The following is a 23,706-nucleotide window of genomic DNA, read 5'->3' as shown; positions in this document are numbered from 1 at the left end:
AGTGGGCGCCGGGGGAGCCATCACAGGGGGCAACGACGGGGACAACTACACCATCACCGCAACCAACACGGACGGGTGCGCCACGGATTCCGCTCCCTTCGCATTCGACGCCGGCACACAGCTGCCCTCACCCGCGGCACCGGCCATAACCGTCACGCCCGAGGACTGCGCAGGGGACGCAACCAACACCGTGGACAACTATGACAACACCCTGACCTATACATCCAGCCCCGTGGGACTGGCAGTGGGCGCCGGGGGAGCCATCACAGGGGGCAACGACGGGGACAACTACACCATCACCGCAACCAACACGGACGGGTGCGCCACGGATTCCGCTCCCTTCGCATTCGACGCCGGCACACAGCTTGGATTTAACATCTCAACCAATGTTCAACATGAGACATGTTGGGAGAGTACAGATGGTGCCGTAAGTGTTGATGTAGACACTAGTGATTTACCCTTGACAGTTCAACTGAATTCTATGCAACCCATAGTTTTTGCTAGCAATTCTTTCAACATAGATGATTTGCCTTCTGGAAATTACAATATGACGATTATTGACAGTAGTGGTTGCCAGTCTAATACCGCATTTGAGATTCTCCCTGGAGGACCGAACCTTGGTGCAACTGTGGAGCCAATTTATTCTTGTGATTCAGGATTACCTTCCAATGGTATTGCAGTGACTTTATTTGACACTAGCATAGCCAATGATGTACTTTATGCTTTGGATACCACAAATCCAAATGACTTTGTAATCAGTCCAGATTTTGAAAACATCAGCGCAGGCAATCATACACTGTCCATAATGCATAACAATGGATGTCTTTTGGAAATCCCATTCGCAATAGATGATATAGCCCCTTTGAGTTTGGTCTTGACCAATGTCAACATTAATGAAATTACTGCAACGGTATCTGGAGGGACTCCTACATACACTTATTTCTTTGATGATAATCTTGGGACTTCATCAAATACATTCACCATAGATAGAAGTGGAACTTTTGTTGTTAGAGTTGTGGATGGTTATGGATGCGAAACTTCTGAAAGCATAACCATGAATTTGATTGAAATCACAATTCCAAACTTTTTTACTCCAAACAATGATGGTCAAAATGATTTTTGGAAACCTAGAAACATGGAGCTTTTTCCAAATATCCAAACCTTCATATTTGACCGATATGGAAGAAAACTAAAAATCATGGGGCAACTTGATAGTGGATGGGATGGCCAATACCAATCGCAAGCTATGCCTTCTGGCGACTATTGGTATATAGTGGAACTTAATGATGGAAGTGGGCGTGAGTTTGTTGGACATTTTACCTTATACAGATAAATAATGAAAACACAAAAAAGGAACATAATACTTTGTTTATCCCTGATAGCTTGTTTTATAGTCAAAGGGCAAGAATTAACCATACCCCAATTGTCCCAATATCTATCAGATAATCCTTTTTTGATGTCACCATCCTTTGCTGGTATTGGTAATTATGTAAAGGTTAGAATGAACGGTCTTACCCAATGGGTGGGGGTTAAGGATGCTCCTGATACCCAGTCCTTATCTGCCGACGTGAGATTAGGGAATAGGTCTGGGATTGGTATGGTTTTGTATAATGATTCAAATGGAGAGACCAAACAACGGGGTGGAAAAGTTTCTTTTGCCCATCACTTGACCATCAACAAATATGAGGACCACTTTTTTTCCATGGCTCTTTCCTTCAATCTAAATCAATTTAGAATCGATATTGAAAATTTTGAAGACAATAACGATCAAGCAATTGTTGATGATCGGGCTTCAAGCAACCCCAATTTTGATATTGGCACCTTATACAGACGGGGAGGATTTTACTTAAGCCTTAATGTTTCAAATATTTTAAACAAGGACATTAAAAAGTTCAATCCAATCTATGAGCCCAATACATTACGAAATTACTACCTATATTCTGGGTACACATATCGCAGAAATAGAAGGGCTGATTTTGAAATTGAACCCTCCATATTCTTCCAGTATTTTGAGAATGACCAGCGTTCTGTAACAGATGTCAATACTAAATTTAAATGGTATGATTTTGTTGACTATTACTACGCTGGATTTACCTATCGGTTTTTAAATGATCAACTTGGATCTCCCCTCTATGTAGCTCCCATCATAGGGTTAAAAAAAGGAGATTTTTACTTTGGCTATTCGTATCAAGTAATTATGAACGAATTGTTGGGGTATTCAAAGGGCACTCATGTAATCACCTTAGGCGTTGATCTTTTCCAAGGCATTTCAAATTGCACTTGTACTTATTAAACAATTAAAAAAACTTTTTTACTATGAAACAAAACCCAAAAACATCCAAAAAACTTAACCTACTTGTTTTTTTTGGTATTCTGATCTTTTTTTCCTCTTGTAGTAACGATAGGGATACTCTTCCTTTAGTTACCGAAGTTGGGGAAGTTAAAATTACTGCCACCACCACCGATACCATTGTAACCATTTTGGTGGACAACATGAAAGTCCCAGTCTATCTTTCGATTCCTGAAGATTGTAATCACGTAAAGCATCCTGCCGTAGTGGTGATGCACGGATCTTACGGTCTGTGGTATCAGAATAATCCTGACAGCAAAGTTATGTCCGGTCAATTTAAGGAATGGCAAAACATTCTAGCCCAAAACTGTATTGTTGGGGCATTTGTGGACAGCTATTCTGGAAGAGGGGTGACCACGAGAACGGGAACATGGAGAGAACTCCCAAATAACATTCGAATCAGTGCCCAATTTGTACGACCCAGGGATGCCAATGCTGCCCTTACCCTGTTACAAAATTTAAAATATGATGATGGAAGTGCCGTTGTCCGCAAAGAAGATATTGCCCTTTTAGGGTTTTCTGATGGAGCTACAGCTGTTGCCTCCACTTTAATCGATTTAAATAAAGTTCCAACGAATTTTGAATGGACACAAAGTGAAGATGGTAAGGAATATGATGCTTCAGACGGCATATTACCCCCACAATCCAAGCCCGAGATAGGTTTTGCCGGAGGTGTGTTTTATTATGGAGGTTCTGTAGGATTTAACTATTGGGGAAAACACCCATGTGGTTCTGAGGCCATGGCAGGAAATATCTTTTACCCGTATGCGCCAATGCTTTATCAAATACCCTCTGAAGATGTTCTCACTGATAATACATTGTGCCTTATAGACATCCTCAAAAAAAAGGGCGCTCCGGTACAAATGGAATATTATGAAGGCGCATCGCATGGCTTTGATTATGATGATATTCCTGAAAGTGACCTAGCAAGAGAAAATACCATCAATTGGTTGAAAGATGTATTAAACATAAACTAAGCTTTATAAAATAATTTAAAAATTTCCATGGACAGAATCCAGTACTGTTTCCTACCACCTCTATAAGGAGCAATGCACATCAATCCTCTACAAAAGTTTCCAAGAACCACTAGGCCCAAAATGCCAAAACTGCCCATGGACGAATGAATGGTCTTAAAAAACCAAGACCATTCTTTACAGCAATTTGGAAACACAAAACCTTCATCCTCAGAACAAACAAAATCAATGTAAGTCCCTTTTTAGGGATAGAATCAGAATACCTAAACAATAATTGAAATGAGAGAAAGCTTTCTTGAAAAATGGATTTTGGATTTAGTAAAATCTGAATACGAGCGAGGAAATATCCCCAAAAGGGCAACATACCGACTAAGGGAACGAATGGACGATTTTATAGAGGTGACCATTGAATGGATGGACAAAGAAAAAAACCACTATAAGATTGTTTACAACGCAAGGTCATTCGGTAAGCAAAAAACAGAGGAAAGCTCTGAAGTCACCAAAGACTCCAATTCCATATTTGAACTTGAGAACTATTATACTTTAGAGATACACACCTATTTAAACCACATAAAAAGGAACTACAGTTCAAGGAAAATTGCCAATTATGATGTAATGAACGTTGTTGGCCAATTGGAACATTCAGATGAAAATTCAGACATAGAAACATAAGGGCCAATGTATTTACAAATGACTGGGTTGGTCTGTTCTTTACTTAAAAAGTAAACAACAGACCAATACATATAAAAAAGGCAATACCCTTTATCCAAAAATGGCTTGAACTAGAATGAAAAATCAATAATCAATGCATTTAATCCTTAAAAACGCGCACTTTATCGTATGGAAATTATTTGTCAATTGAGAATGCCCATCCATCCATTCCTTGGTCTTATATCGCCCTACAATTTGTTACTTGTTGTTAGGTTTAAACGTTCCCAAATTTTCCAATTAAAAAAAGAACTATGCAACTGTTTACAATTATATGGACGTTGGTCTGCGCAGCGATAATTATAGGATACCCCATTTATCTTTTTAACAAATCATCTTCCCCATCGGAAAATGAAAGAGGACATTCTGGCCCATTGCCTTGCAATACAGTAGAACTTTTATCTTTTGATATAACACATCAACTTCCAGGCTGGTCCTTTTCAATTGATGTGCCACAAATTACAGAGGAGGTTCTTTATAACAACCCAATTCTTTTTTATCTAGAATCTGAAGATTCATGTCTAAAACTTCCATTTAACAATGGCACTTTAGGGTATACCGCTAACGTCTATAAAAATGTTGGAAAAGTATACGTAACGTTCAAATCTCTTAGTGACGGTGTTTCAAACTTTTATATTCCCGCCTGGCATTTGAGCAAATTGAAAATCCTCATCATAAAATCACGTGATAAAAGAATTTATGGTGACTGGGGGGCAAAGCCAAATAAATCTCACATACATAAAGGTCTTATAAAGGCGGGTGTCAACATTAATGACTATCAGGATATTCTAGGATATTTCAGCAATATAGCAGCAATAGACTTTAAGGGACATTTTATAGCTCCAATGCCCAAAAAGAGAGAACAAAAAATTAAAGTGTCTTCGCTGCCATCTCAAGATCAAAAGTTATGTTCTACCGCTTAACCTACTTGTTTAAATCAGTGTTCATGTACGTAAAAAGTGGGATTCCTGAACCGGGTCTCACTTTTTTACAAAATTTCCATAAACCCATAAAGGCAATTTATAAACCCAAAACCCATTTACGTCAACTTACCCCATTAAGTTAAAAGGAACCCAAGTAGATTTATTAAAACAAAGTGTAATAAATGAAGTCAAGTTGGAAAAAAGATATAGGGCTGCACACAGGCAAAAATGTCATTTTCTTCAGTTCTGGCGATGAAGATAGTGCAGCCCAACATCTATACTTTTCTTTTGGCTCAAAACAAACTTGTACTTCTCCACTACATAAAACAACTCACCATGAGTATCTTTTTAGTAACGCTGATAGCTAGTATGGGGTTATGCTGCGCACGGTAATATTGAAAAAAGAAAATGGTGAGTTTTACCTATTTTAAAAAAGTTCAATTCAATAAAAAAACCTCTATACCATGACAACCTCTCCTTAGCCTATCCTAATTAATCCAGTATTTCTAAAGCATAACTTTTACCTTACCTTCCCCCATAATTCCTTTAGGAAATCTATTGCTGTTAGATAACGCCAAGACATACAGTCTGTATTTGGCTTACATGAACTAACTTATCCCAGTAAAAAATTCAATCTTACTGGTACCGACTCTATAAATAATTATTGAAAACCTTTGGAAGGATTACTAATTGGCCACAAATGGAAAAATTTCCATAACTTAATCTAATTACTTTTTAAGCAATGAAGTTAAACTATGGATGCCAATGTATGAGAATAAGCATATTCCCCTTAATCTCAAAGATATAAAAAAATACTATTCTTTAAAATTTTATAAGAAAAATACTTCATTTATTAAATGAAATGGTTTTAGAAGTCAATATTCTTATTTTGGATTTAGCTTATATGATGCTGTTTGGAGCAAATGTTAAGCATACCACTTGCAAAGTTGATGGATACAGCGTTGGGATAATATCAAGCTTGATATCGATGAAAAACACTTGAAATGAGAATTACCACAAAATTAATAACCCATCAAAAAACAACCACATGATTTTGAAAGTAGTAATCATAGAAGACGAAAAACATAGTAGGGAAACGCTAAGGTCCATGCTTGAAGAGTTTTGTCAAGATGTTAAAGTAATCGCTACCGCCAGTTCTGTAAAAGAAGCTGTTAAAGTACTTTCCATTTATAGTCCGGATGTTGTGTTTCTGGATATTGAACTTCAGCCTGGGCTAGGATTTGATGTCTTGGAACAAATAAAGGAGCCCAGTTTTGAAATCATATTTACAACAGCTTTTGAAAAATATGCCATTAAAGCCATAAAGTTCAGCTCTTTGGACTATCTATTAAAACCTGTAGATCTAGACGAATTACAAGATGCCGTCGAAAAAGCCAGAACCCGAATGGACACCAACGTATATCGTCAACAAATAGATACGCTCATGCAAAGCCTATCCAACGGCACCAATAAACAGGAGAAAATTTGTCTTGCCACTACTGCTGGAATGGAATTTATTGCCATTGAAGACATAATCCTTTGTAAAGCAGACGGCTCATACACCTGTTTTATTCTTAAAAACAATAGTACTTTGTTAGTGAGCAAGCATCTAAAGGAATATGAGAATCTGCTGGCCGATCAACAATTTATGCGGGTGCACAATAGCTATCTCATTAACCTGAACGAAGTAAAAAAATACATAAAGTCAGACGGCGGTTATATCATTATGAGCAACGACATGCATGTAAGCATTTCCCCTAGGAAAAAAGATGATCTTATTTATGCCATGAAACGTTTATAAAATTTTCAATTTATAGAAGAGGGTTTTACTGATCGGATTTTTTAGGCTTTGAATCCAGTAATCCTTTTGTAAATTCATTTAAGGCTTCCACTTTTTCCTCAAAATTGCCTTTTAGCGTATCTCGATAGGCATTTAGATTTTTTACCAAATCGTCTATATTCTCCGGAAGAACATCCTCAAAAAACTGACGTAAACGTTTGGCAGTAGTGGGTGATTTTCCATTAGTGGAAATGGCCACTTTTACATTTCCCTTGGTTACAATTCCGCCCATGTAAAAATCACAGTACGGAGGATTGTCCGCCACATTTACTAAAATACTTCGTTCTCTGCAATCATGGTATACTTGTTCATTGACTTCTACCTTATCCGTGCAGGCTACCACAATATGCTTTCCTTTTAAGAATTCTTTTCGGTACTCTGCTTTCGTTATTTCCACAGAATGTTTTTGGGCTAAGTCCAATGTATCCTGCAAAAACTCAGGAGCCACCATCTGTACCTGGGCATTGGGGCTGGATTTCAACAAGAAGGTCAACTTTTCCAAACCCACATTGCCCCCACCAACAATAAGCACGTTTAAGTTGGATACTTTTAAAAAAATGGGATAGAGCTCATTCTTTTCCATGGAATCTTGCTTTTGCTACTTCAAAGGTATTGGTTTAAACCAAGCTATCCCATTCTTTGAGGAATCATTAAAAGGGTGTGTTTACTTTTTAATGACCTTCCCGCCACTGGATACTACCTGCCGCACAATTTCGGCATCCCCCTTATAATACAACCTACCATCGGAGCTTGCAATAACATCAATGGTTTCAAAAACCGTTAAATAGGCTTCAGCATCAGAGGACAGTTCCACTTCAAGGTCATTCACATGCAAACCATACCCTTTCAGCTCAGCATCCGAAGATAACATCGCATCCAAATGGTCAACATTGCCCAACAAATCCACAGTGGCATCAGCAGAAAGTCGAACCACGGCATTTTCAATAGTGGCTTCCCCATCCAAATAAGCATTTGATGATAAATCAAAATAGGCATTTGTACTTTCCAAATAAAGCTCTGCATCACTATCCGATTCTGCCCTCAATTCAAAATTCTCAGCTATAATGTCCCCTATAAAATGACCATCAGAGCTCAAATCGATGGAAACAGTGTTGGTATTGAGCGGATTTTCCAAGAATATGGCGGCATCTGAAGAAGCCTTGAACCAAGAAATGCTCTTTGTGGTGATGTATAGATTTAAGGTCTCCCTCCCCTTGACCCTGATGTTGTTTTCCAATTTCACCACCAATTTGTTGCCTTCCATGTACACATCCATCCTTTTGAAAAGGTTGTCATTGGCTTCAATTTCCACACGCTCCTCCGTTTCTGAAAAAGTGACGTAGGCATTGAAATCCGTTGCCACCTGAAGTGCCGTGATGTTGTTAAAATCATAATTTCTTGTGGTTACTTCCTCGGAAACCCAAACCGTTTCCTGCACGCAGGAAGTCACCATTAGCCCTATCGCCAAGGCGATACAGGCATGTTTAAAAGTTTTCATGCTGTTCGTTTTTTGATGTGAAATGATTGCTAAGAACCCAACTCCCGTTCCAATTGTAAAACGGGCATCCAATGGAAATTTATGGCGGACCATTCGTCCGCACCCACCTCTTCGGCGCTTCTTAGGAATACCATTCCATTTTGGGTGAAGACGTGGCTAGTTAAGATTCCTTGATTGATTGACTGTTCATTTTTTGATTTATTGGCCATCGCGTAAATGTTTTTTATACCGATTCCTTCCCATATTGAAAACACCTACTTTAAGCCCGATCCCTCCCGAAAATCCATTGATATTGCGTAGCGGACTATCATCCAATTCCAATCTACTGGAAAAACGATATTTGACCCCGGCTTCCAACTGCAGGTATCTGGAGATATTGAAAAGAAGGCTTATACCGGGTTCCGCCACAAAAACCGCATCAATATCATCCTCATCAGGGTCGTCCACGGGATCATCAAAGTTGTTGGCCAAATACCCTACTCCCCCTGCCCCAATCAATAAGGGAAAAGAAAGGTTAACAGTAGACTTGCTGAAAAGAATGGGCTCCAAATGGATACCACCATAGCCTCCAATCAAATCCTCATTGAGGGTTCTTGGATTATCTTGTTCGGAATACAGAAAAACGCCGGAAAACCCGACCTCAAACTGCCGGTTGGCCACGTAGGCCACTTTTAGCCCTCCCAAATAGGTTGATTTACCTCGCATCTCCCCATAATATGTGGTAAGGCCCAAGTACACCCCGTGCACTACGTTCTTACGATCATTAAATTCAATGTAATCTGAATTGTCCTGGGTTTGCTGGCCCCATGCCAAACACCCAAAAAGCAATAATGGAAGTAAAGGTTTTAGTTGTATCATGTTCCGTTTTTTGATTTTCATTCTAAAGACATTCAAAATTTGAAAGGGTTGCACCAGAATCATTTTTTTCTGATTTTTTTCATCAATCAGTAAGCACAATTACCCCTTTAATTCCGTTGATGGAAAAACTTCCTCGATCCCCAGTGCCATACTTGGCCGTAATATCCCTGATCTTACTCCCTTCGTTCGTTACATTGGTCCTGATCTGTGAAAAGGTCTTGGGAACCCGCAAAAGCCCTTGTTCCAAAGTGGCCCTAAAATCAAAGGACAAACCGCTTATGTTCATATTGATTTCAGAGGACTCTTGTACAATATTGATATCTGCTTCGGGGCTCATTATTTTTTTGATATCCACTTCCGCTATTCTTAGTGTTAGAAAAATTTCATTTGTTACACTGGCAACGTCCACATTAGAGAATTTAAAATCACCGCGCAGCTTACCAATCGATTCCAGCTCCACCTCATCTTTGCTGGAGTACAGTTCCAAATCGGAAATCTCTCCCAACCGAATATCACTACCGCTGCTGATTATCTTCAACTTTTGAGCATTCTCAACAGCAATGCTGCCATTATCCATCTTAATATTTCCATAGTCCAAATCCCTGGCATTGAACTTCCCAAAGCGCATGTCCACTTTTGCCGTTGAAATGTTTCCGTTGATGTAGATGTCACCATGTTGCACATCGGTTTCCAAATCCCCTTTCCATGAGTCTATGATAATATCCCCAAACTTATTGGTAATGTTGAGTTCTGCATTGATGGGCATATACACCTCATAATCAATTTGCACATTAGACTTATCAAAGTCAAACGGATTGGCTTTACTGAAATATTTGGCAAATATGTTGGCATCCCTATCCTTGATTTCAGAAATAAACTGGATGAAATTCCCAGCTTGAACGGCTTTGGGTTGAATCCGGTCCAACAGTTTTTCAGCACTATCGTCTTTCCTGTGGTTTACTTGAATGGCAATGGAAACTTTTACCTGGTTTTTTTCCCATCCATTGATGACCACATTCCCATATTTGTTTTCTATATGTACCTTCCCCGTAGGGGAAAGATCATAGGTTTTGTTCCATTGCTTACTCCGCTCACTTTGGGCAAAGACCGCCAAGGTACACAGCAACAGAACCACTGTTATCCATGTGCTTTTATAATACATACCCTTCATAATCCTGTTCTTTTTTGGACGCATTGATTTGCTTCAATAAATTTTCAATCAGTTCAATACGCTTTTTATAATTTGCCACAATGGCTTCCAGGACACGCTCGTTGTCCAAGTTGTTTTGCATTTCCAATTTTAATTGCTGGTACTCCACGTCCAACTCATCCATAAAGGATAGGAACTCCTTTTTGTCCCCTTCCGATAATCGGGGATGGTTCTTTACCAATTGCACTTGTTGATATACCAAATGCTGGTAGTGCATATCGATTTCCAATAGCTCTTCGTTGGCGTAGGTATCCATGTTCTGATTTGGGTTGTTTATGGTGAAAAATGTCATCACTGATAGTCCCAATAGCAAGACAATAGAGGCCGCGGCCCAAAGTTTTCTTGATCTCCAAAGTGGGATTACCTTGGATTCTGGTTTCTCATTCAATTGGGAAGCAATTCCTTCCCACAACTTGTCCTTGTCCACTCTGTGGATATCAAAGGCTTGTTTGTTTTCCCTGATATGTTTTTCAAAATTGTCCATCATAGCTCTTTTACAATTTGAATCAGTTTCTTTTTAGCACGGTGATATTGCGATTTGGAGGTGGAGGTGGTTATTCCCATAATCTCTCCAATTTCTACATGGTCATACCCTTCAATCAAGTACAGTGTTATAATCTGTCTATAACCTTCCGGGAGCTGTGTTAGACCAATTCTTATTTTTTCAATTTCAAATTGGTTCGGTTCCACCTCTTTTTCTTCGTCCAAAAGTTGTTCTTCATTTTCCATGGAAGAGAGCAACAATCGTTTTGCTTTGAGGTGATTGATGCTCTTATTGATCACAATCCGTTTCAACCAAGCTCCAAACGTGCTCTCAAACCTGAAAGAGTCCAACTTTTTAAACGCTTCCACAAAACTCTCCTGAATAATGTCTTCCGCATCCTCCCGAATCGTAAGCAATCGCATGGCCACATTGAACATGGCATCCACGTACAATCCATACAACTGGTATTGTGCGTTGCGGTTCCCTTCTCTGCTCTGCTCCACCAAAGCTTGGTGCGTAAAACGTACGTTTGCTTCCAAAAATTCCGGACGGTTATTCAATAGACGGCTAAAAATAATCCTATTTCATTCTATCCCAATGACAAATCAAAAATGAAAGGGTTGCACGAGCCCGATTTTTTTTCAAAAAAAAACCTCCAACTACTGTTGAAGGCTTGCAAGCTTGAGGTTATGTTCTATGTTTGGTTTCTAAGTTTATTGTATTGAAGTTATTGTGATTTTGATGATTTCGTCAGCTCCTTGAACTGGTACCGCACAAATATTTCGTGCGTTCCTCCAGTGTAATTGGCCAAATTGGAGGTGGTAAGATCATACGCATATCCGGCATTTAGGTTTGGTGTAATTTGAAGTCCCAGCAAGGTAGAAAAGGAATCGTCCCACCGATAGGCCACCCCAAACGTGAACGTTTCCCGTAGGACAGCATTCACCGAAACATCAGCGATAATTGGAGCACCGGGCACCCATTTTACAAAGAAGGCAGGTCTCATTACAATTTCCGAAGTTAGGTCGAAGAACTTCCCTCCCATAAAATAGTAGTGTAACCGCTCTGCAGCTATTTCCTGTTCCTCCCCATCATAATGTTTTTGCGAAAAGAAATTGGGGACCGCAAAACCCAAATAGCTATTATTGGTTTGGTAATACAGCCCAGCTCCAATGGTGGGGAAAAATTTGCTTTGCACATTATTTTGAAAGGCCACATCAGGATTCTGGGTCAAACCTTTGGAAAAGTCCACATCAAACAATCTACCCCCTACTTTCATTCCAAAAGACAGTTTTTTATTGGTACTGTCCAATTGAATCGTATAGGATACATTGCCATCCACAAAAATTTCAGAAGAAGGGCCAAGGGCATCATGGGCTAGTATTCCCCCCACACCCAATTTGTTTTCCAATGGAGTGTCCACGGCCAAAACCTGTGTATTGGGCGCCCCATTTACACCTACCCACTGCGAGCGATGCATCAACAGCGCAGTAAGATAGCCTTGCGAACCGGCATAGGCAGGATTTACACTCATGGTGTTGTACATGTATTGGGTAAACTGCGGGTCTTGTTGTGCAGAAACAGTGCAGCATCCCAAGAGTAAAACCATAAGATAGGTATGCCCCATTCGTTTTTTCATTCGCGATATGTTTTTTGCGCCGTTCATCTCCTGTCCTATCTATTTATATACAACCAATCCGTTCTGGGTTCAGAACCATCCCCCAAGTCCAACACATAATAATACGTCCCCACGGGCAGTTGATCTTCTTTCTGCACAATGGCACGACCGTTGGGCGTTCCATCCCAATCGTTATTGTATCCGCGTTTTTGGTAAACCACGGTTCCCCATCGGTTGTATACCAGAAGCATATTTCCAGGATATCTGGAAATACAGTCAATGGTAAAAAAGTCGTTGACTCCATCCCCATTAGGTGAAAATTCGTTGTACACCACCAAGCAAGTAGGTTGCACAAAAGCTTCTGCCGAATCATTGGCATTATCGGTATCCAATTGATCCACAAAAGCCAAGCTGGCCGTATTCAAGTAGTCCTCAAAATCCAAAACCTCCACGGTTAAATCGAGTTGCGCTATTTCAGAGACTTGCAAAGTGTCCATCTCCCAAAAACCTCCACTGGCATCATAAATCCCGACAGAAGCTGATGATGAAATCAATCGGTATCCGTTGGGCAGTTGCTCATCGATGCCAATATTCGTTGCGGGCACATTGCCTTGGTTGGTCACTGTAATCGTGAAAACTACTTCGTCGCCAATATTAGGTTCCAATCGGTCCACAGCCTTCGTGATGGCCAAATCGGTAGTCTGGGGTACCACAAAAGCACTGGCTTCGTCATCATCCGCAACCCCGTCAGCATAATCATCGGTTTCTAGCCCATCATTCGGGTCACTATCTGGGTCTTCAAAATTACTTGCGGTTATTTCGGCCATGTTTAGGTATTCATCGAGTTGTCCCGAAGGGGTATTCACCACGGCCAATAGTTCAAGCGTTTCACTATTCTGATTGAAAATTGTTCGGTTTACGTTCCACAATCCTGTATTGGGATTATAAACACCTGCGGTTGCGGTATGGGATTGATAGGTATAGCCCGAAGGCAATAGATCTGTGACCACTACTCCGGTTGCATCCGTAGGTCCATCATTGGCAATACTGATGGTGAATCGGACCACATCGCCCACGTTTGGAGTGACATTATCCACAATTTTGGTCAAGGATAAATCTGCCAAACCATCAGGAATAGGAACCACTGTAGCTTGATCATCTTCTGAAGACAGGTTATTGTTAGGTGTGGAATCTGGGTCATAGGTATCCAACGCAATTAATTCAGCAGTATTTCTGTAATCTCCACTGGGCAGCACCAATACCGTAATTTGAAGGGTTGCCCATGTACCGCTGTTCAAATTCCCAATATCCCAAGAGCCTACCAATTCGTCATAAGTCCCTACTGAAGCCGTAGCAGCTACAAAACCATAGCCTGTGGCCAATACATCTTCCACAACCAAACCTGTGGCATTATTTGGGCCTGCGTTGTTTACGGTAATTGTAAAAACCAGCTGATCTCCAGCAGATGGACTTGGATTGTCCACCATGTTGGTCACTGAAATATCCGTAACATGTCTTGGAGTGGTGGACTGCTCATCTTGATCATCCTCTGTTGGATCATTGTTATTTGGAGAGGAATCAGGGTCGGGTATCACGGAATTTACCAATTCGGCGCGGTTCAGATAATCCCCAGAAGCATTCACTTCAACTACCATGTTCAAGGTTGCATTGCTTCCGGCAATTAGGTTCCCAATACTCCAAAGTCCTGTACCCACATCGTACAGCCCTCCAGAATCATCAGAAACATAGGTGTAACCCGACGGCAATACATCCTCAACCACCAATGCAAAAGCATCGCTGGGACCCTCATTGGTCAAGGTGAGGGTAAAAGTGACGGTACTAGAAACATCAGGAAATTCATTATCCACAGTTTTGCTGAGGGTCATATCGGCAGCCGGGATAGGAATGGTTCCCGCACTATCTTGATCGTTCTCAAATACGTTGTTGTTGTTAGGGGTTGAATTGGGGTCATCATTGCTTGAAGAAATTAATTCGGCCACATTAAAATAATCTCCTGTTGGGTTCACGGTGGCCACAATGTTCAAGGTCTCGGTAACACCATCAGCAATAACATTGTTCAATTCCCAAATCCCAGTGCTAGGATTATACGTTCCCGCTGTCCTGCTGTTGGAAACATACGTATAGCCAGAGGGCAATAAATCCATAATCTGAACTCCACTAACATCGCTGGGGCCAAAGTTGGTAACATTGATATTAAAAATGACATTCTCTCCTACAAAAGGACTCAGGTTGTCCACAGATTTCCGCAAAAGCAGGTCGGATAGCGGAAGGGGTACCGGGGTTACAGTCTGTTGATCATCTTCTGCCTCACTATTGTTTCCCGGAGTTGAATCTAAATCGGTCTCGGTCAGTCCCGTAAGTTCTGCAGTATTGGAATAGTTGCCACTGGACAACACATCAACAGTTATGGTCAGTACTTCTGATGAACCACTGGCCAAACTTCCAATAGTCCACGACCCGTTAACACTGTTATAGGTTCCATTGGTGGTGACAGCACTCACCAAGCCATATCCGGAAGCCAAAACATCTGTGACCACCAGATTGGTTGCATCACTTGGCCCATCATTTTGAACGGTAACTGTAAAAATTACTTGATCGCCCACATAGGGAATAAACTCGTCTACCGTCTTTGTCACCGAAATGTCGACTACAGGATTGGGAATGACAACCACCTCGTCTTGGTCATCTTCGCCTGGAACATTATTATTTGGGGTTGAATCGGCATCAAACTGATCATGGCCTGTTATCTCTGCAATATTGGTATAATCTCCCGAGGGATTTACGTTAGCGAGAATACTCAAACTTGTCGAACTTCCATTCGCCAAAGTTCCCACGTCCCAAATACCACTTACGTCGTCGTAATCTCCTCCCCCATTATCAGAAACATAAGTAAACCCTGAAGGTAATAGATCCGTGACCTCCACTGAAGTAGCATCACTTGGACCTGCATTGGAAACGGTCAGCGTAAACCTAACATTGTCACTCACCAAAGGTGGAGATTTATCAATCATTTTGGTCAAGGAAAGGTCAATCACTTCTACTGGGGTAACCGATACGTCTCCTTGGTCATCTTCGGAAGAGACTCCATTGCCCGGAGTAGAGTCCAAATCATAGGCATCCGATTCCCAAACTTGGGACGTATTCGTATGATTTCCTGTAGCGTTTACAGTGACATTAATCGTTAAGGTTTCTGAAGCTCCGTTGGCCAGCGTACCAACATCCCAAAAGGCACTTCCAACATTATACGTTCCAGCTGTTGCGGTATACGAAACAAAACTATACCCAGATTGCAATTGGTCTACCACCCGTACATTGGTGGCATCATCAGGTCCATCATTGGTTATGGTTATTTCAAAACTTATGGCCTCTCCTACGTAAGGAGTGGTATTTCCACCCACAATAGTTTTGGTAAGGGATAAATCAGATTGCAAAGGGGCTACCGCTATGGCATCTTCATCGTCTTCGCTTTGGTCCCCATCATCATTATTGGGAGTGCTGTCATAATCAAATTGGCCACTATTGGTCACTTCGGCAATATGGATAAATTCACCCGAAGTTCCCGTTGGTGTCAAAACTGTTGCATCAAAAGTCAGAACCGTAGTATTCGTTCCCATAGGAACCGAAAGCCCGGTCCAGGTAACGTTATCGGTAATAAAACTGAATGTACCTCCATTATTGATTGCCGTTACAGTTCCAAAACCGGAAGGCACAAAGTTTTCTACTGAGACCCCTGTAGCATCAACATCACCTAAATTGCTTAAGTTGATTGTGAAAGTGACTACATCACCAACATCTGGTGATATGTTGCTGGCCAATATCTCCATTTCCAAATCCACTCCCACAATAGAAACTCCAACAGTATCCGAAGCTGTTATACAGGTAACGTCAGATACGGTCCATTCAAAAATGTATGTTCCCAGAGCCATTCCAAAAACCTGGGCATTGGGATCATTTGCATTGGAAAAACTGACCAAGGTAGGTCCGGATAATTGTGTCCACGTACCTGAACCAATGATTGGAGTAGAAGCACTTAAAAAAACAGAAGTGGTCTGTGACAAGGTTTGGTCCGTGCCCGCATCCACAGCACACAGCTGAGCATTCCCAACTTGCGCTAAAGTCAGTGCAAACAAAAAAGCCAAAATAAAATGGATTTTGTACTGGCGTGGTCGGGGTTTGTTCATAGTTTAGAAGATGAGGCTGCTCTTACGAAGTAAGATTAACCCAAACATATCAACAACAAAGGACAAAAAGGAAGTTATGTTGTATTACACCGATCATTTGTTGTGAAACATCGGATAAACGATGGAACATTAAGGCCTTTTTTAACATTTTAGAAGGGAAAACTTTAAAATTACCAGCAATAGTATCGCCGCAACACCGGATAACAAAAAGAACCGGTAGCAAAACCATCAGCTCTTTTCTTGCCAAATAAACACAGTCACAATATTGCTTCACAACAAACGTCTAGGAACAATTATGTGCCTGTTTTTTGGGCTTAACCACTACTTAACTAACACTAATTCAAGCTTTTTTAACTATTTAGGCGAGCAGCATAATACCTAAAATCACCAGCAAACAAAACCGGATTATTTCAACTGTTTTCATTCTATAAAATTTTCTCTTATTCTACTTCGAGCACTACGCTGTCCGATATGCTTAAATTTTCTTTGGAAATGGCAAAGATTGTGACCTGCCCGGTTTTGAGCCCCGATACCTCGCCCAATTCATCTACAATGGCCACATTTGGATTGTCGGTACCCCAGAACACATCAGGATTATCGGCATTAACCGGAGTAACCACGGTGTTCAACTGAACGGTTCCTCCGATGTTTAGATGACTTTCTTCCGTAAATATTTCTATTTCTTGAACTGCCGTATCAAGTATTCCTTTATCATCATCTTTGGAGCATCCCAAAAACAACAGCAGGAAGATTAGACTCAGTTCTGACCATGTTATTCTTTTCAATTGCAATTTGTTTCCCATTTTCAAACGTTTTTTAGTGATTTAATTCTGGATTATCCAAGTTTTTGGAAGGGTTGATGGCTATTCCACCAACCCTTCTTTAACCAAAAACTACAGTCAAAGTAAACTGGGCCTTACAAAACCTTAAACCAAACCAACCGAGCAATGTAAGGACTCCAGTATTCTTTATAATGCTTATGAAAAGCTCTTTTCGCCCAGACAGGCTGCATTAAATAGTGGTCCTATCAAAAGTTGAAGAGCGGTCTAACCAATGGTTTATACCTTCTTTTGGCGCTCCACCCATACCCAAGGGCTGGTTGTTGTCTTTGCTTAAATGCAGTACGCTTTTCCGGTCTCATGATGTGTTCGTTTTTTGATGATTCTTTGATTGATAAATAAACTCCTTACTTGGTATAATCCTCCCAGTAATTGTCTCGTTCAGGTCGAGCGTTCTTGGCCATGGCCCCTTGCAGATTTTTACGTTCAGCAAAAACTACGGGATATAGCTCGCATTCATCTTTCCAAGGTTTTCTATTCTTGGCCAAAGGCCCTGTAAGCTTCTCATGCTTTTTAATTGTGATGGGCGTACTGGGCTTTGGGTCATTCCATGGCTAACGGTTTTTGGCCAAAGGCCCCGTTTCCTGATTTTGCTGCGCATGCATCCCTCCTATGGTCAATACTGCGAATGCGATTGTTGTAAAAATTTGTTTTTTCATGACGATTGTTGTTTCTTGATTTTTGCGGAGGCAAAGATATGGGTAGAGAAACCCTTGGAAATAGCACAAATCCGCCGAATTAAATAACTTTTCCGACAAGATTTCTGCACAAAACTGCCAGACTATAACTTTTCCGACATTTTAAGTCTTAATTGACTTGTTTTCAACAACAAACAACTTGAATTTTGAGAAGGTTTATCCCTAAAAAACAATAAAAAAGGTGCTAAATACCCTTAAAAGAAATACAATCTAGGCATACTCCTGAAGAAAGGTAGATGGGCTTTTGCCAAACTCCTTTTTAAAGGATTTTGAAAAATAGGAAGGATTGGAAAATCCAGTCTGATAGGCAATTTCCGAAACATTGTGTTTATTCTCCAGCATCAATTCCTTTGCTCGGTGCAACCGAACGGATGAAATCAATTGAATTGGAGATTTATTGGTGACCGCTTTAAGCTTCCGCTGCATTTGCCGCTCGCTCATCCCCATTTCCTTGCAAAGCATTTCAACTCCAAAGGCTTCATCTCCCAAGTGGGCCTCTATACTTTGAAGCACATTTTCTAAAAAAGAACCATTTTTAGGAAGCTGATATGGGTAAAAATTATCTCGTGGTTCTTCTATGTTTAAATCATCCAAAACATTAAAAAGTACATGTGGTTCCCCAGACTTGGGTTCCAATATTGTTTTGTTTTGTTTGAAATTCAACCCTGCCCCAGACAACAGATATTTTACGGTTTGGGTAATCAATATTTGATTTAGACTTGCGTGTTCAAGAATTGATTCTACAAAACGTTCTGTTTCCTCACTAACGAAGTGCGCCTCATCAACAGCCCCTTCTTTTATATGGATGCCCACTGCCATTTGGGCGTTCATGCTTTTTACGGTGTCAAACAGGTTCATATAACAATGTATCGCCTTACTGGGGCCTTCAAAAGTGGCAAAAAAGGTTCGGCCATCACATTGAATCACCTTTCCGCGATACTGGGCCACAAATTGGGCTATGAGCTCTTGTTGATCAGGTTTGGCTCGTCCCGCTGCAAAAATTCGGGCAGCCGCAATGGTGAAGAGTTGCTGATCATATACTCCCTTTGGCTTTAGGTTCAATATAAAACTTCTGATTTCCTTGAGTACTTCTTCGGTGTTACCCACCCAGAACAAGTGGTCATCCCCTTTGAGTTCAACAAATTTTGCACCGGGTATGCGCTCTGCAATGAACTTTCCCTCATCAATTTTTACATCGACATCATTGGTTCGCTGAAGAATCAGCGTTGGTACTTTTATAGAACCCAGAATGTTGATAATATCCACTTCTGTGTTCATTTTGGTGAGAACCAATGCAGCACTTGGGCTTGCCCCAGAACGAAAGTAATTGGCCAACCAATCCATAAATTCCCTGTCATTGGCCTTTGATGGGGCCAAGGTCTCCAAATTCATCTCCCCACTGCCCCAACAGTTCTCGATCATATTATATACCCCCTGGCGTTCTTCATCTGTTGGAGCCCAAGGATAGTTTTGGGCATATTTTCGCTTTGCGAATATGCCAAAAGTGATTAAAGAAATGACTCGATTGGGGTATGATGCCGCGAACAATGCCGATACGGAGCCTCCTTCAGAATGGCCAAACAAAATGGCCTTTTCAGAACCCACTGCATCCATCACCGCCCTAATGTCGTCCATGCGTTCCTCCAGAGTGGAAAGCTCCACCACCCGATCGGAAAGACCTGTTCCCCTTTTATCGAACAAAATAACACGGGCTATCTTTCCCAATTCCTGTAAAAAATCCACCAGTTGGGGGCAGGCCCACATCAAATCAATATTGGAAACCCATCCAGGAATATATACTATGTCCACAGCACCTGAACCAAAAACTTGGTACGCTATATTGATGCGACCACTTTTGGTATATTGCGTAACTGGCTTCATGTAATGTTGAGGTTGTTGTTTCTTGTTGTTCACCTACCCAAGTTGGGTCCGCCGTACAGTCTTTTGTTTGAAACAAAAGTAATAGTTCACTGATATTTTACGATCAAATCCATCTCATTGGATTATCGCACCGACCGATTCTTGTCCCACAAAAATAGAAACTGCTTTGAATCCATAGCGTCCCAACCCCAAGATTAACAATAGTTTTGGGATAGAACCAAAAAAACAACCCCCGAACCGTTTGGCTTGGGGGTTGGATTAAGCACTGTTGGAGTAGTTTGAGTTAGCTTTAGCTAGGCCTCGCAACTAGCGCATTCCTTTTTCTGCTTGAATTTCTGGGCAGCATTCATGCTATGCTGATAGTAAAGAGATTTTAGCCCCAATTTCCAAGCCGTTACGTGTATTTTGTTGATTTGTTTGGTAGGCATATCCGGGTGAACGATAATGTTCACAGACTGCCCTTGATCAATATGGTTTTGCCTGTTGGCGGCTTGGTACACAATGTCCAATTGATCTAGCTCAGAATAGGTTTTGAACACTGCTTTTTCTTCATCGGTTAAAAAGTCCAAATGCTGAACAGAGCCATCCATATCACGAATGCTTTTCCAGACTTCAGGCGTGTTCTGTCCTTTTTCTTCCAACAAATCCATCAAAAATGGATTTTTTATAGTGGTTTTGATCTTGGCAATGTCCTTTACATAACAATTGGACCAAATGGGTTCGATACCCTGCGACACCTGACCCAAAATAAAGGCAGAAGAAGTGGTTGGTGCTATGGCATTCAGCGTAGCGTTACGTCTTCCATAGCCTTCTAATACTTTGGGTTCTCCAAAACGCTCCGCCAACTCCGCCGAAGCTTTGTAAGAGCGTTCCTTGATTCCCCTAAAAATTTCACTATTCAGGTCATAGGCTTCCTGACTGTCAAAAGCCAATCTTTTGGATTGCAATAAAGAATGCCATCCCAAAGCGCCCAATCCCAAAGCTCTGTTCTGCTTGGCAAAATTATAAGCACGCTCCATAAACAGGAAGGTTTGTCTGTCGTCACGATCGGAAGAATCCCGATAGGCTTCCAATTTTTCCACAAATTCCGTGATTACAGCATCCAAGAAATAGACCATGGTTTCCACAGCATCCGTGTTCTTCCATTTGTCATAGTGCAACACATTGATACTGGACAATACACACACAAAAGACCAATCATCATTGGAAGGCAGCATAATCTCAGTACACAGGTTACTGGCATGTATACGATGCTCCTTATCCTTGTAAACATCAGCCGCTCCATTATTGGCATTGTCAGAGAAGAAAACATACGGATAACCCATTTCTCCCCTACGTTGCAATACTTTGGCCCAAACTGTTCTTTTTTCGGTATCCCCATCAATCATTTCCTGCATCCATTGGTTGGTTACCGTAACACCGTGGGTCAATTGTTGGATTGGGTTCCCTTCCGTACCTATTTCCAAGAACTCCATGATGTCCTTGTGATCTATAGGCAAATACGGTGAAAAACGTCCACGACGCACCGAACCTTGGCTTACCACATCCACCATGGACTCGAACAGTTGCATGATGTGTACAGCACCCGAAGCCTGTCCGTTGTTCTTGACCGGAGCTCCCCTATGCCTGATTTTCCCAAAATAGCCTGAGGTACCTCCACCTAATTTGGACATCATGCCCACTTCGGATTGGGTGTACAGGATATTTCCCATATCATCATCAATATGGGAGCCAAAACAGCTTATAGGCAGCCCGCGTCTTTTCCCAAAGTTGGACCATACGGGGGATGCCAAGGAGAAAAACCCTTCCGACATATAGTTGTAAAACTTGTCTGCATACCCCGGAATCTGCAAAATCTGTTCGGCCCGATCCGCAATCTCCCGAATCCTTCCTTCTGGAGTAACCCCTTCGGTCAAATAACCCGAAGCCAAAAACTGACGACTGTGGTCATTTAGCCATTCAAATCCTGCACTTTCCTCTTTTTCTTTGAGTTGTGCCAGTGCACTCTTTCGGGCATTTACAAGTTCTTGGGTTTGGTTTTCTTTTTTTAGATCTTCAATTTGGGGGGTTTGGGCTTTGTTCTCCATAATTTAAAAAAGGTCGTCGCTGGTTATACTTTGTGTTCTTTTGCTATAGTTAATTGATCGTTTTACAAAAAAGTCGCCGTGTTTGGTTCCAATAATCTCATCATCAAACCACTCAGTCTCCGCCAATAATTTTTGGTCAACCTCAAACACTTTGGCAATGCCAATGCTCTCCAAAGAATTGTTGAAACGATTTTTAATAAACTCGTTTACAACAACTTTCGGCAAGAAATCCAATTCACCATCCTCAAAAATCCAATCCACAATCTTGCTTTCGGCCTCAAATGCCTTCTCACAGATTTCTTGAATCATGGCTTTGTACTCATCATCAAACCATTCTGGGTGTTCTTTTTTAATGATGTTGATGACATCAATTCCAAAATCGCCATGAATTTGCTCTTCTTTTGAAGTAGCTTCCACCACATTGGAGATTCCCTTCAACACATTTTTGTGCTTGTTGAAGGCCATGATGATCAAAAATTGAGAAAAGAGTGACACGTGCTCAATAAAAAGGGAAAAGAGCAAAATAGATTCTGCATATTCCTTATTGTTCTCACTTTTCGCATTTTTTAGTGCAGTTTCCAAATACTGCACCCGTTTCATGATCACGGGTTTTTTCTTAAGGTTTTCAAATTCTTGGTTCAATCCCAAAATTTCAAGAAGGTGGGAATAGGCATCGTGATGGCGTACCTCACTTTCAGCAAAAGTGGCACCTACCGAGCCAATTTCTGGTTTGGGCATACGGTGATAGATATCGCCCCAAAAGGTTTTAACGGCAACTTCAATTTGGGAAATGGCCAGCATGGTATTTTTAATGGCGGTACGCTCTACTTCGGTCAGTCCAGATTTAAAATCTTGTATGTCACTAGTAAAATTAAACTCGGTGTGAATCCAATAGGAATGACGAATGGCTGGCACATATTCATACAATTGGGGATACTCGTACGGCTTTAAGTTGATGCGTTTTTCAAAAATATCCGTCTCCCGCATTTGGGCCCTTTTATTTCTATATATGATGTAAGCTTTGGCCACATCATGGAACTCACTGTCCATCAGCACATTCTCAACCACATCCTGAACCTCTTCCACCGTGGGAACATAGTGTTCATCAACATTTTTCCGTCCCAATAAGGTTTGGTGAACATCATTGGCAATGGCCTGCGCATCTTCCATCTGACCATGATCTACGGCGGTCATGGCCTTTAAAATGGCATTGGTAATTTTGTGCAAATCGAAGGGCTGTGTACTAAAATCCCTTTTAGTAATATGAGAAATGTGCATGAGAAAAAGTGTTTGGATTTGTCCTAAATGAACTGATTGTAAAATTCATATTTTCTTTACTTTGATTTTACATTGCCTCATTTGGGTTCTCAACAGTTTTATCAACATTGCGATTTTTGAGGCCAAAAAAATCTTGGAAACAAACGTAAAATCTAGGCTCCGAAAAAAATCTGACAAGTGTCAGGAGGGCAAAACATTTATCCACAGGGTTATCAACAAACTGTTCTCAAAAACAAGAAAACCGTTGAATACTATGAT

The 23,706-nt window shown here is 41.0% G+C and carries 20 protein-coding genes; 6 read left to right on the top strand and 14 right to left on the bottom strand.

Translation table 11 applies throughout. The features are described 5' to 3' along the window. From J0X14_RS16345 to J0X14_RS16320, 6 genes are all read left to right on the top strand, one after another. A partial coding sequence (locus J0X14_RS16345; protein WP_207098893.1) for a T9SS type B sorting domain-containing protein occupies positions 1-1,333 on the top strand: 1,333 nt, incomplete at its 5' end. A gap of 3 nt (positions 1,334-1,336) precedes the next feature. Next, positions 1,337-2,293 (top strand): type IX secretion system membrane protein PorP/SprF, encoded by a 957-nt coding sequence (locus J0X14_RS16340; protein ID WP_207098892.1) that lies wholly within the window; start codon positions 1,337-1,339, stop codon positions 2,291-2,293. 23 nt (positions 2,294-2,316) lie between these two features. Continuing rightward, positions 2,317-3,327, top strand: coding sequence for a dienelactone hydrolase family protein (locus J0X14_RS16335; protein ID WP_207098891.1), 1,011 nt, complete (start codon positions 2,317-2,319; stop codon positions 3,325-3,327). A 276-nt stretch (positions 3,328-3,603) separates the two neighbouring features. After that, positions 3,604-3,996, top strand: coding sequence for a hypothetical protein (locus tag J0X14_RS16330; RefSeq protein ID WP_207098890.1), 393 nt, complete (start codon positions 3,604-3,606; stop codon positions 3,994-3,996). Between the two features lie 290 nt (positions 3,997-4,286). Continuing rightward, entirely contained in the window at positions 4,287-4,955 is a 669-nt protein-coding gene (locus J0X14_RS16325; RefSeq protein WP_207098889.1) for a hypothetical protein, read from the top strand. 1,048 nt (positions 4,956-6,003) lie between these two features. Next, positions 6,004-6,756, top strand: a complete 753-nt coding sequence (locus tag J0X14_RS16320) for a LytR/AlgR family response regulator transcription factor (RefSeq protein ID WP_207098888.1) — start codon at positions 6,004-6,006, stop codon at positions 6,754-6,756. A gap of 25 nt (positions 6,757-6,781) precedes the next feature. On the opposite strand, the gene J0X14_RS16315 is transcribed toward J0X14_RS16320, so the two are convergent. The 14 genes from J0X14_RS16315 to J0X14_RS16250 all read right to left on the bottom strand — a co-directional run bounded on the left by J0X14_RS16315 (position 6,782) and on the right by J0X14_RS16250 (position 23,448). After that, complete coding sequence (locus tag J0X14_RS16315; RefSeq protein WP_207098887.1) at positions 6,782-7,378, bottom strand: bifunctional precorrin-2 dehydrogenase/sirohydrochlorin ferrochelatase; 597 nt, start codon at positions 7,376-7,378, stop codon at positions 6,782-6,784. Between the two features lie 81 nt (positions 7,379-7,459). Then, positions 7,460-8,293, bottom strand: a complete 834-nt coding sequence (locus tag J0X14_RS16310) for a head GIN domain-containing protein (protein WP_207098886.1) — start codon at positions 8,291-8,293, stop codon at positions 7,460-7,462. A 29-nt stretch (positions 8,294-8,322) separates the two neighbouring features. After that, positions 8,323-8,502: a hypothetical protein gene (locus J0X14_RS16305; RefSeq protein WP_207098885.1), complete on the bottom strand. Its 180-nt coding sequence runs from the start codon at positions 8,500-8,502 to the stop codon at positions 8,323-8,325. After that, complete coding sequence (locus J0X14_RS16300; RefSeq protein ID WP_207098884.1) at positions 8,492-9,151, bottom strand: hypothetical protein; 660 nt, start codon at positions 9,149-9,151, stop codon at positions 8,492-8,494. Before J0X14_RS16300 ends, J0X14_RS16305 begins: the two co-directional genes overlap by 11 nt. A gap of 82 nt (positions 9,152-9,233) precedes the next feature. Further along, positions 9,234-10,322: a hypothetical protein gene (locus J0X14_RS16295; protein ID WP_207098883.1), complete on the bottom strand. Its 1,089-nt coding sequence runs from the start codon at positions 10,320-10,322 to the stop codon at positions 9,234-9,236. Further along, a complete protein-coding gene (locus tag J0X14_RS16290) occupies positions 10,303-10,848 on the bottom strand; it encodes a hypothetical protein (protein WP_207098882.1) in 546 nt (181 codons plus the stop codon). The genes J0X14_RS16295 and J0X14_RS16290 overlap by 20 nt, the downstream gene beginning before the upstream one ends. Further along, positions 10,845-11,384 (bottom strand): RNA polymerase sigma factor, encoded by a 540-nt coding sequence (locus tag J0X14_RS16285; RefSeq protein WP_242528067.1) that lies wholly within the window; start codon positions 11,382-11,384, stop codon positions 10,845-10,847. Before J0X14_RS16285 ends, J0X14_RS16290 begins: the two co-directional genes overlap by 4 nt. A 188-nt stretch (positions 11,385-11,572) precedes the next feature. Beyond that, positions 11,573-12,484, bottom strand: a complete 912-nt coding sequence (locus J0X14_RS16280; protein WP_207098881.1) for a type IX secretion system membrane protein PorP/SprF — start codon at positions 12,482-12,484, stop codon at positions 11,573-11,575. Between the two features lie 35 nt (positions 12,485-12,519). After that, positions 12,520-16,665, bottom strand: a complete 4,146-nt coding sequence (locus J0X14_RS16275) for a gliding motility-associated C-terminal domain-containing protein (RefSeq protein ID WP_207098880.1) — start codon at positions 16,663-16,665, stop codon at positions 12,520-12,522. Between the two features lie 440 nt (positions 16,666-17,105). Continuing rightward, positions 17,106-17,468, bottom strand: a complete 363-nt coding sequence (locus J0X14_RS16270; protein WP_207098879.1) for an Ig-like domain-containing protein — start codon at positions 17,466-17,468, stop codon at positions 17,106-17,108. A 383-nt stretch (positions 17,469-17,851) separates the two neighbouring features. Next, positions 17,852-17,992: a hypothetical protein gene (locus J0X14_RS16265; RefSeq protein WP_207098878.1), complete on the bottom strand. Its 141-nt coding sequence runs from the start codon at positions 17,990-17,992 to the stop codon at positions 17,852-17,854. Between the two features lie 420 nt (positions 17,993-18,412). Next, positions 18,413-20,083, bottom strand: a complete 1,671-nt coding sequence (locus J0X14_RS16260) for an alpha/beta fold hydrolase (RefSeq protein ID WP_207098877.1) — start codon at positions 20,081-20,083, stop codon at positions 18,413-18,415. A gap of 293 nt (positions 20,084-20,376) precedes the next feature. Beyond that, a complete protein-coding gene (locus J0X14_RS16255; RefSeq protein ID WP_207098876.1) occupies positions 20,377-22,170 on the bottom strand; it encodes a ribonucleoside-diphosphate reductase subunit alpha in 1,794 nt (597 codons plus the stop codon). 3 nt (positions 22,171-22,173) lie between these two features. Beyond that, entirely contained in the window at positions 22,174-23,448 is a 1,275-nt protein-coding gene (locus J0X14_RS16250; protein ID WP_207098875.1) for a ribonucleotide-diphosphate reductase subunit beta, read from the bottom strand. Positions 23,449-23,706 lie beyond the last annotated feature (258 nt).

The organism is Allomuricauda sp. CAU 1633, from assembly GCF_017313225.1.
Taxonomy (GTDB): Bacteria; Bacteroidota; Bacteroidia; order Flavobacteriales; family Flavobacteriaceae; genus Flagellimonas.
This window is presented reverse-complemented; position numbering and strand designations above follow the sequence as displayed.

Bases quoted from the DNA above. Each gene is read 5' to 3' on its own strand.
- J0X14_RS16340 (WP_207098892.1), top strand. From the start codon at position 1,337: ATGAAAACACAAAAAAGGAACATAATACTTTGTTTATCCCTGATAGCT.
- J0X14_RS16310 (WP_207098886.1), bottom strand. From the start codon at position 8,293: ATGAAAACTTTTAAACATGCCTGTATCGCCTTGGCGATAGGGCTAATG.
- J0X14_RS16300 (WP_207098884.1), bottom strand. From the start codon at position 9,151: ATGATACAACTAAAACCTTTACTTCCATTATTGCTTTTTGGGTGTTTG.
- J0X14_RS16295 (WP_207098883.1), bottom strand. From the start codon at position 10,322: ATGAAGGGTATGTATTATAAAAGCACATGGATAACAGTGGTTCTGTTG.
- J0X14_RS16270 (WP_207098879.1), bottom strand. From the start codon at position 17,468: ATGGGAAACAAATTGCAATTGAAAAGAATAACATGGTCAGAACTGAGT.
- J0X14_RS16255 (WP_207098876.1), bottom strand. From the start codon at position 22,170: ATGGAGAACAAAGCCCAAACCCCCCAAATTGAAGATCTAAAAAAAGAA.
- J0X14_RS16315 (WP_207098887.1), bottom strand. From the start codon at position 7,378: ATGGAAAAGAATGAGCTCTATCCCATTTTTTTAAAAGTATCCAACTTA.
- J0X14_RS16290 (WP_207098882.1), bottom strand. From the start codon at position 10,848: ATGATGGACAATTTTGAAAAACATATCAGGGAAAACAAACAAGCCTTT.
- J0X14_RS16335 (WP_207098891.1), top strand. From the start codon at position 2,317: ATGAAACAAAACCCAAAAACATCCAAAAAACTTAACCTACTTGTTTTT.
- J0X14_RS16320 (WP_207098888.1), top strand. From the start codon at position 6,004: ATGATTTTGAAAGTAGTAATCATAGAAGACGAAAAACATAGTAGGGAA.
- J0X14_RS16275 (WP_207098880.1), bottom strand. From the start codon at position 16,665: ATGAACAAACCCCGACCACGCCAGTACAAAATCCATTTTATTTTGGCT.
- J0X14_RS16260 (WP_207098877.1), bottom strand. From the start codon at position 20,083: ATGAAGCCAGTTACGCAATATACCAAAAGTGGTCGCATCAATATAGCG.
- J0X14_RS16305 (WP_207098885.1), bottom strand. From the start codon at position 8,502: ATGGCCAATAAATCAAAAAATGAACAGTCAATCAATCAAGGAATCTTA.
- J0X14_RS16325 (WP_207098889.1), top strand. From the start codon at position 4,287: ATGCAACTGTTTACAATTATATGGACGTTGGTCTGCGCAGCGATAATT.
- J0X14_RS16250 (WP_207098875.1), bottom strand. From the start codon at position 23,448: ATGCACATTTCTCATATTACTAAAAGGGATTTTAGTACACAGCCCTTC.
- J0X14_RS16330 (WP_207098890.1), top strand. From the start codon at position 3,604: ATGAGAGAAAGCTTTCTTGAAAAATGGATTTTGGATTTAGTAAAATCT.
- J0X14_RS16280 (WP_207098881.1), bottom strand. From the start codon at position 12,484: ATGAAAAAACGAATGGGGCATACCTATCTTATGGTTTTACTCTTGGGA.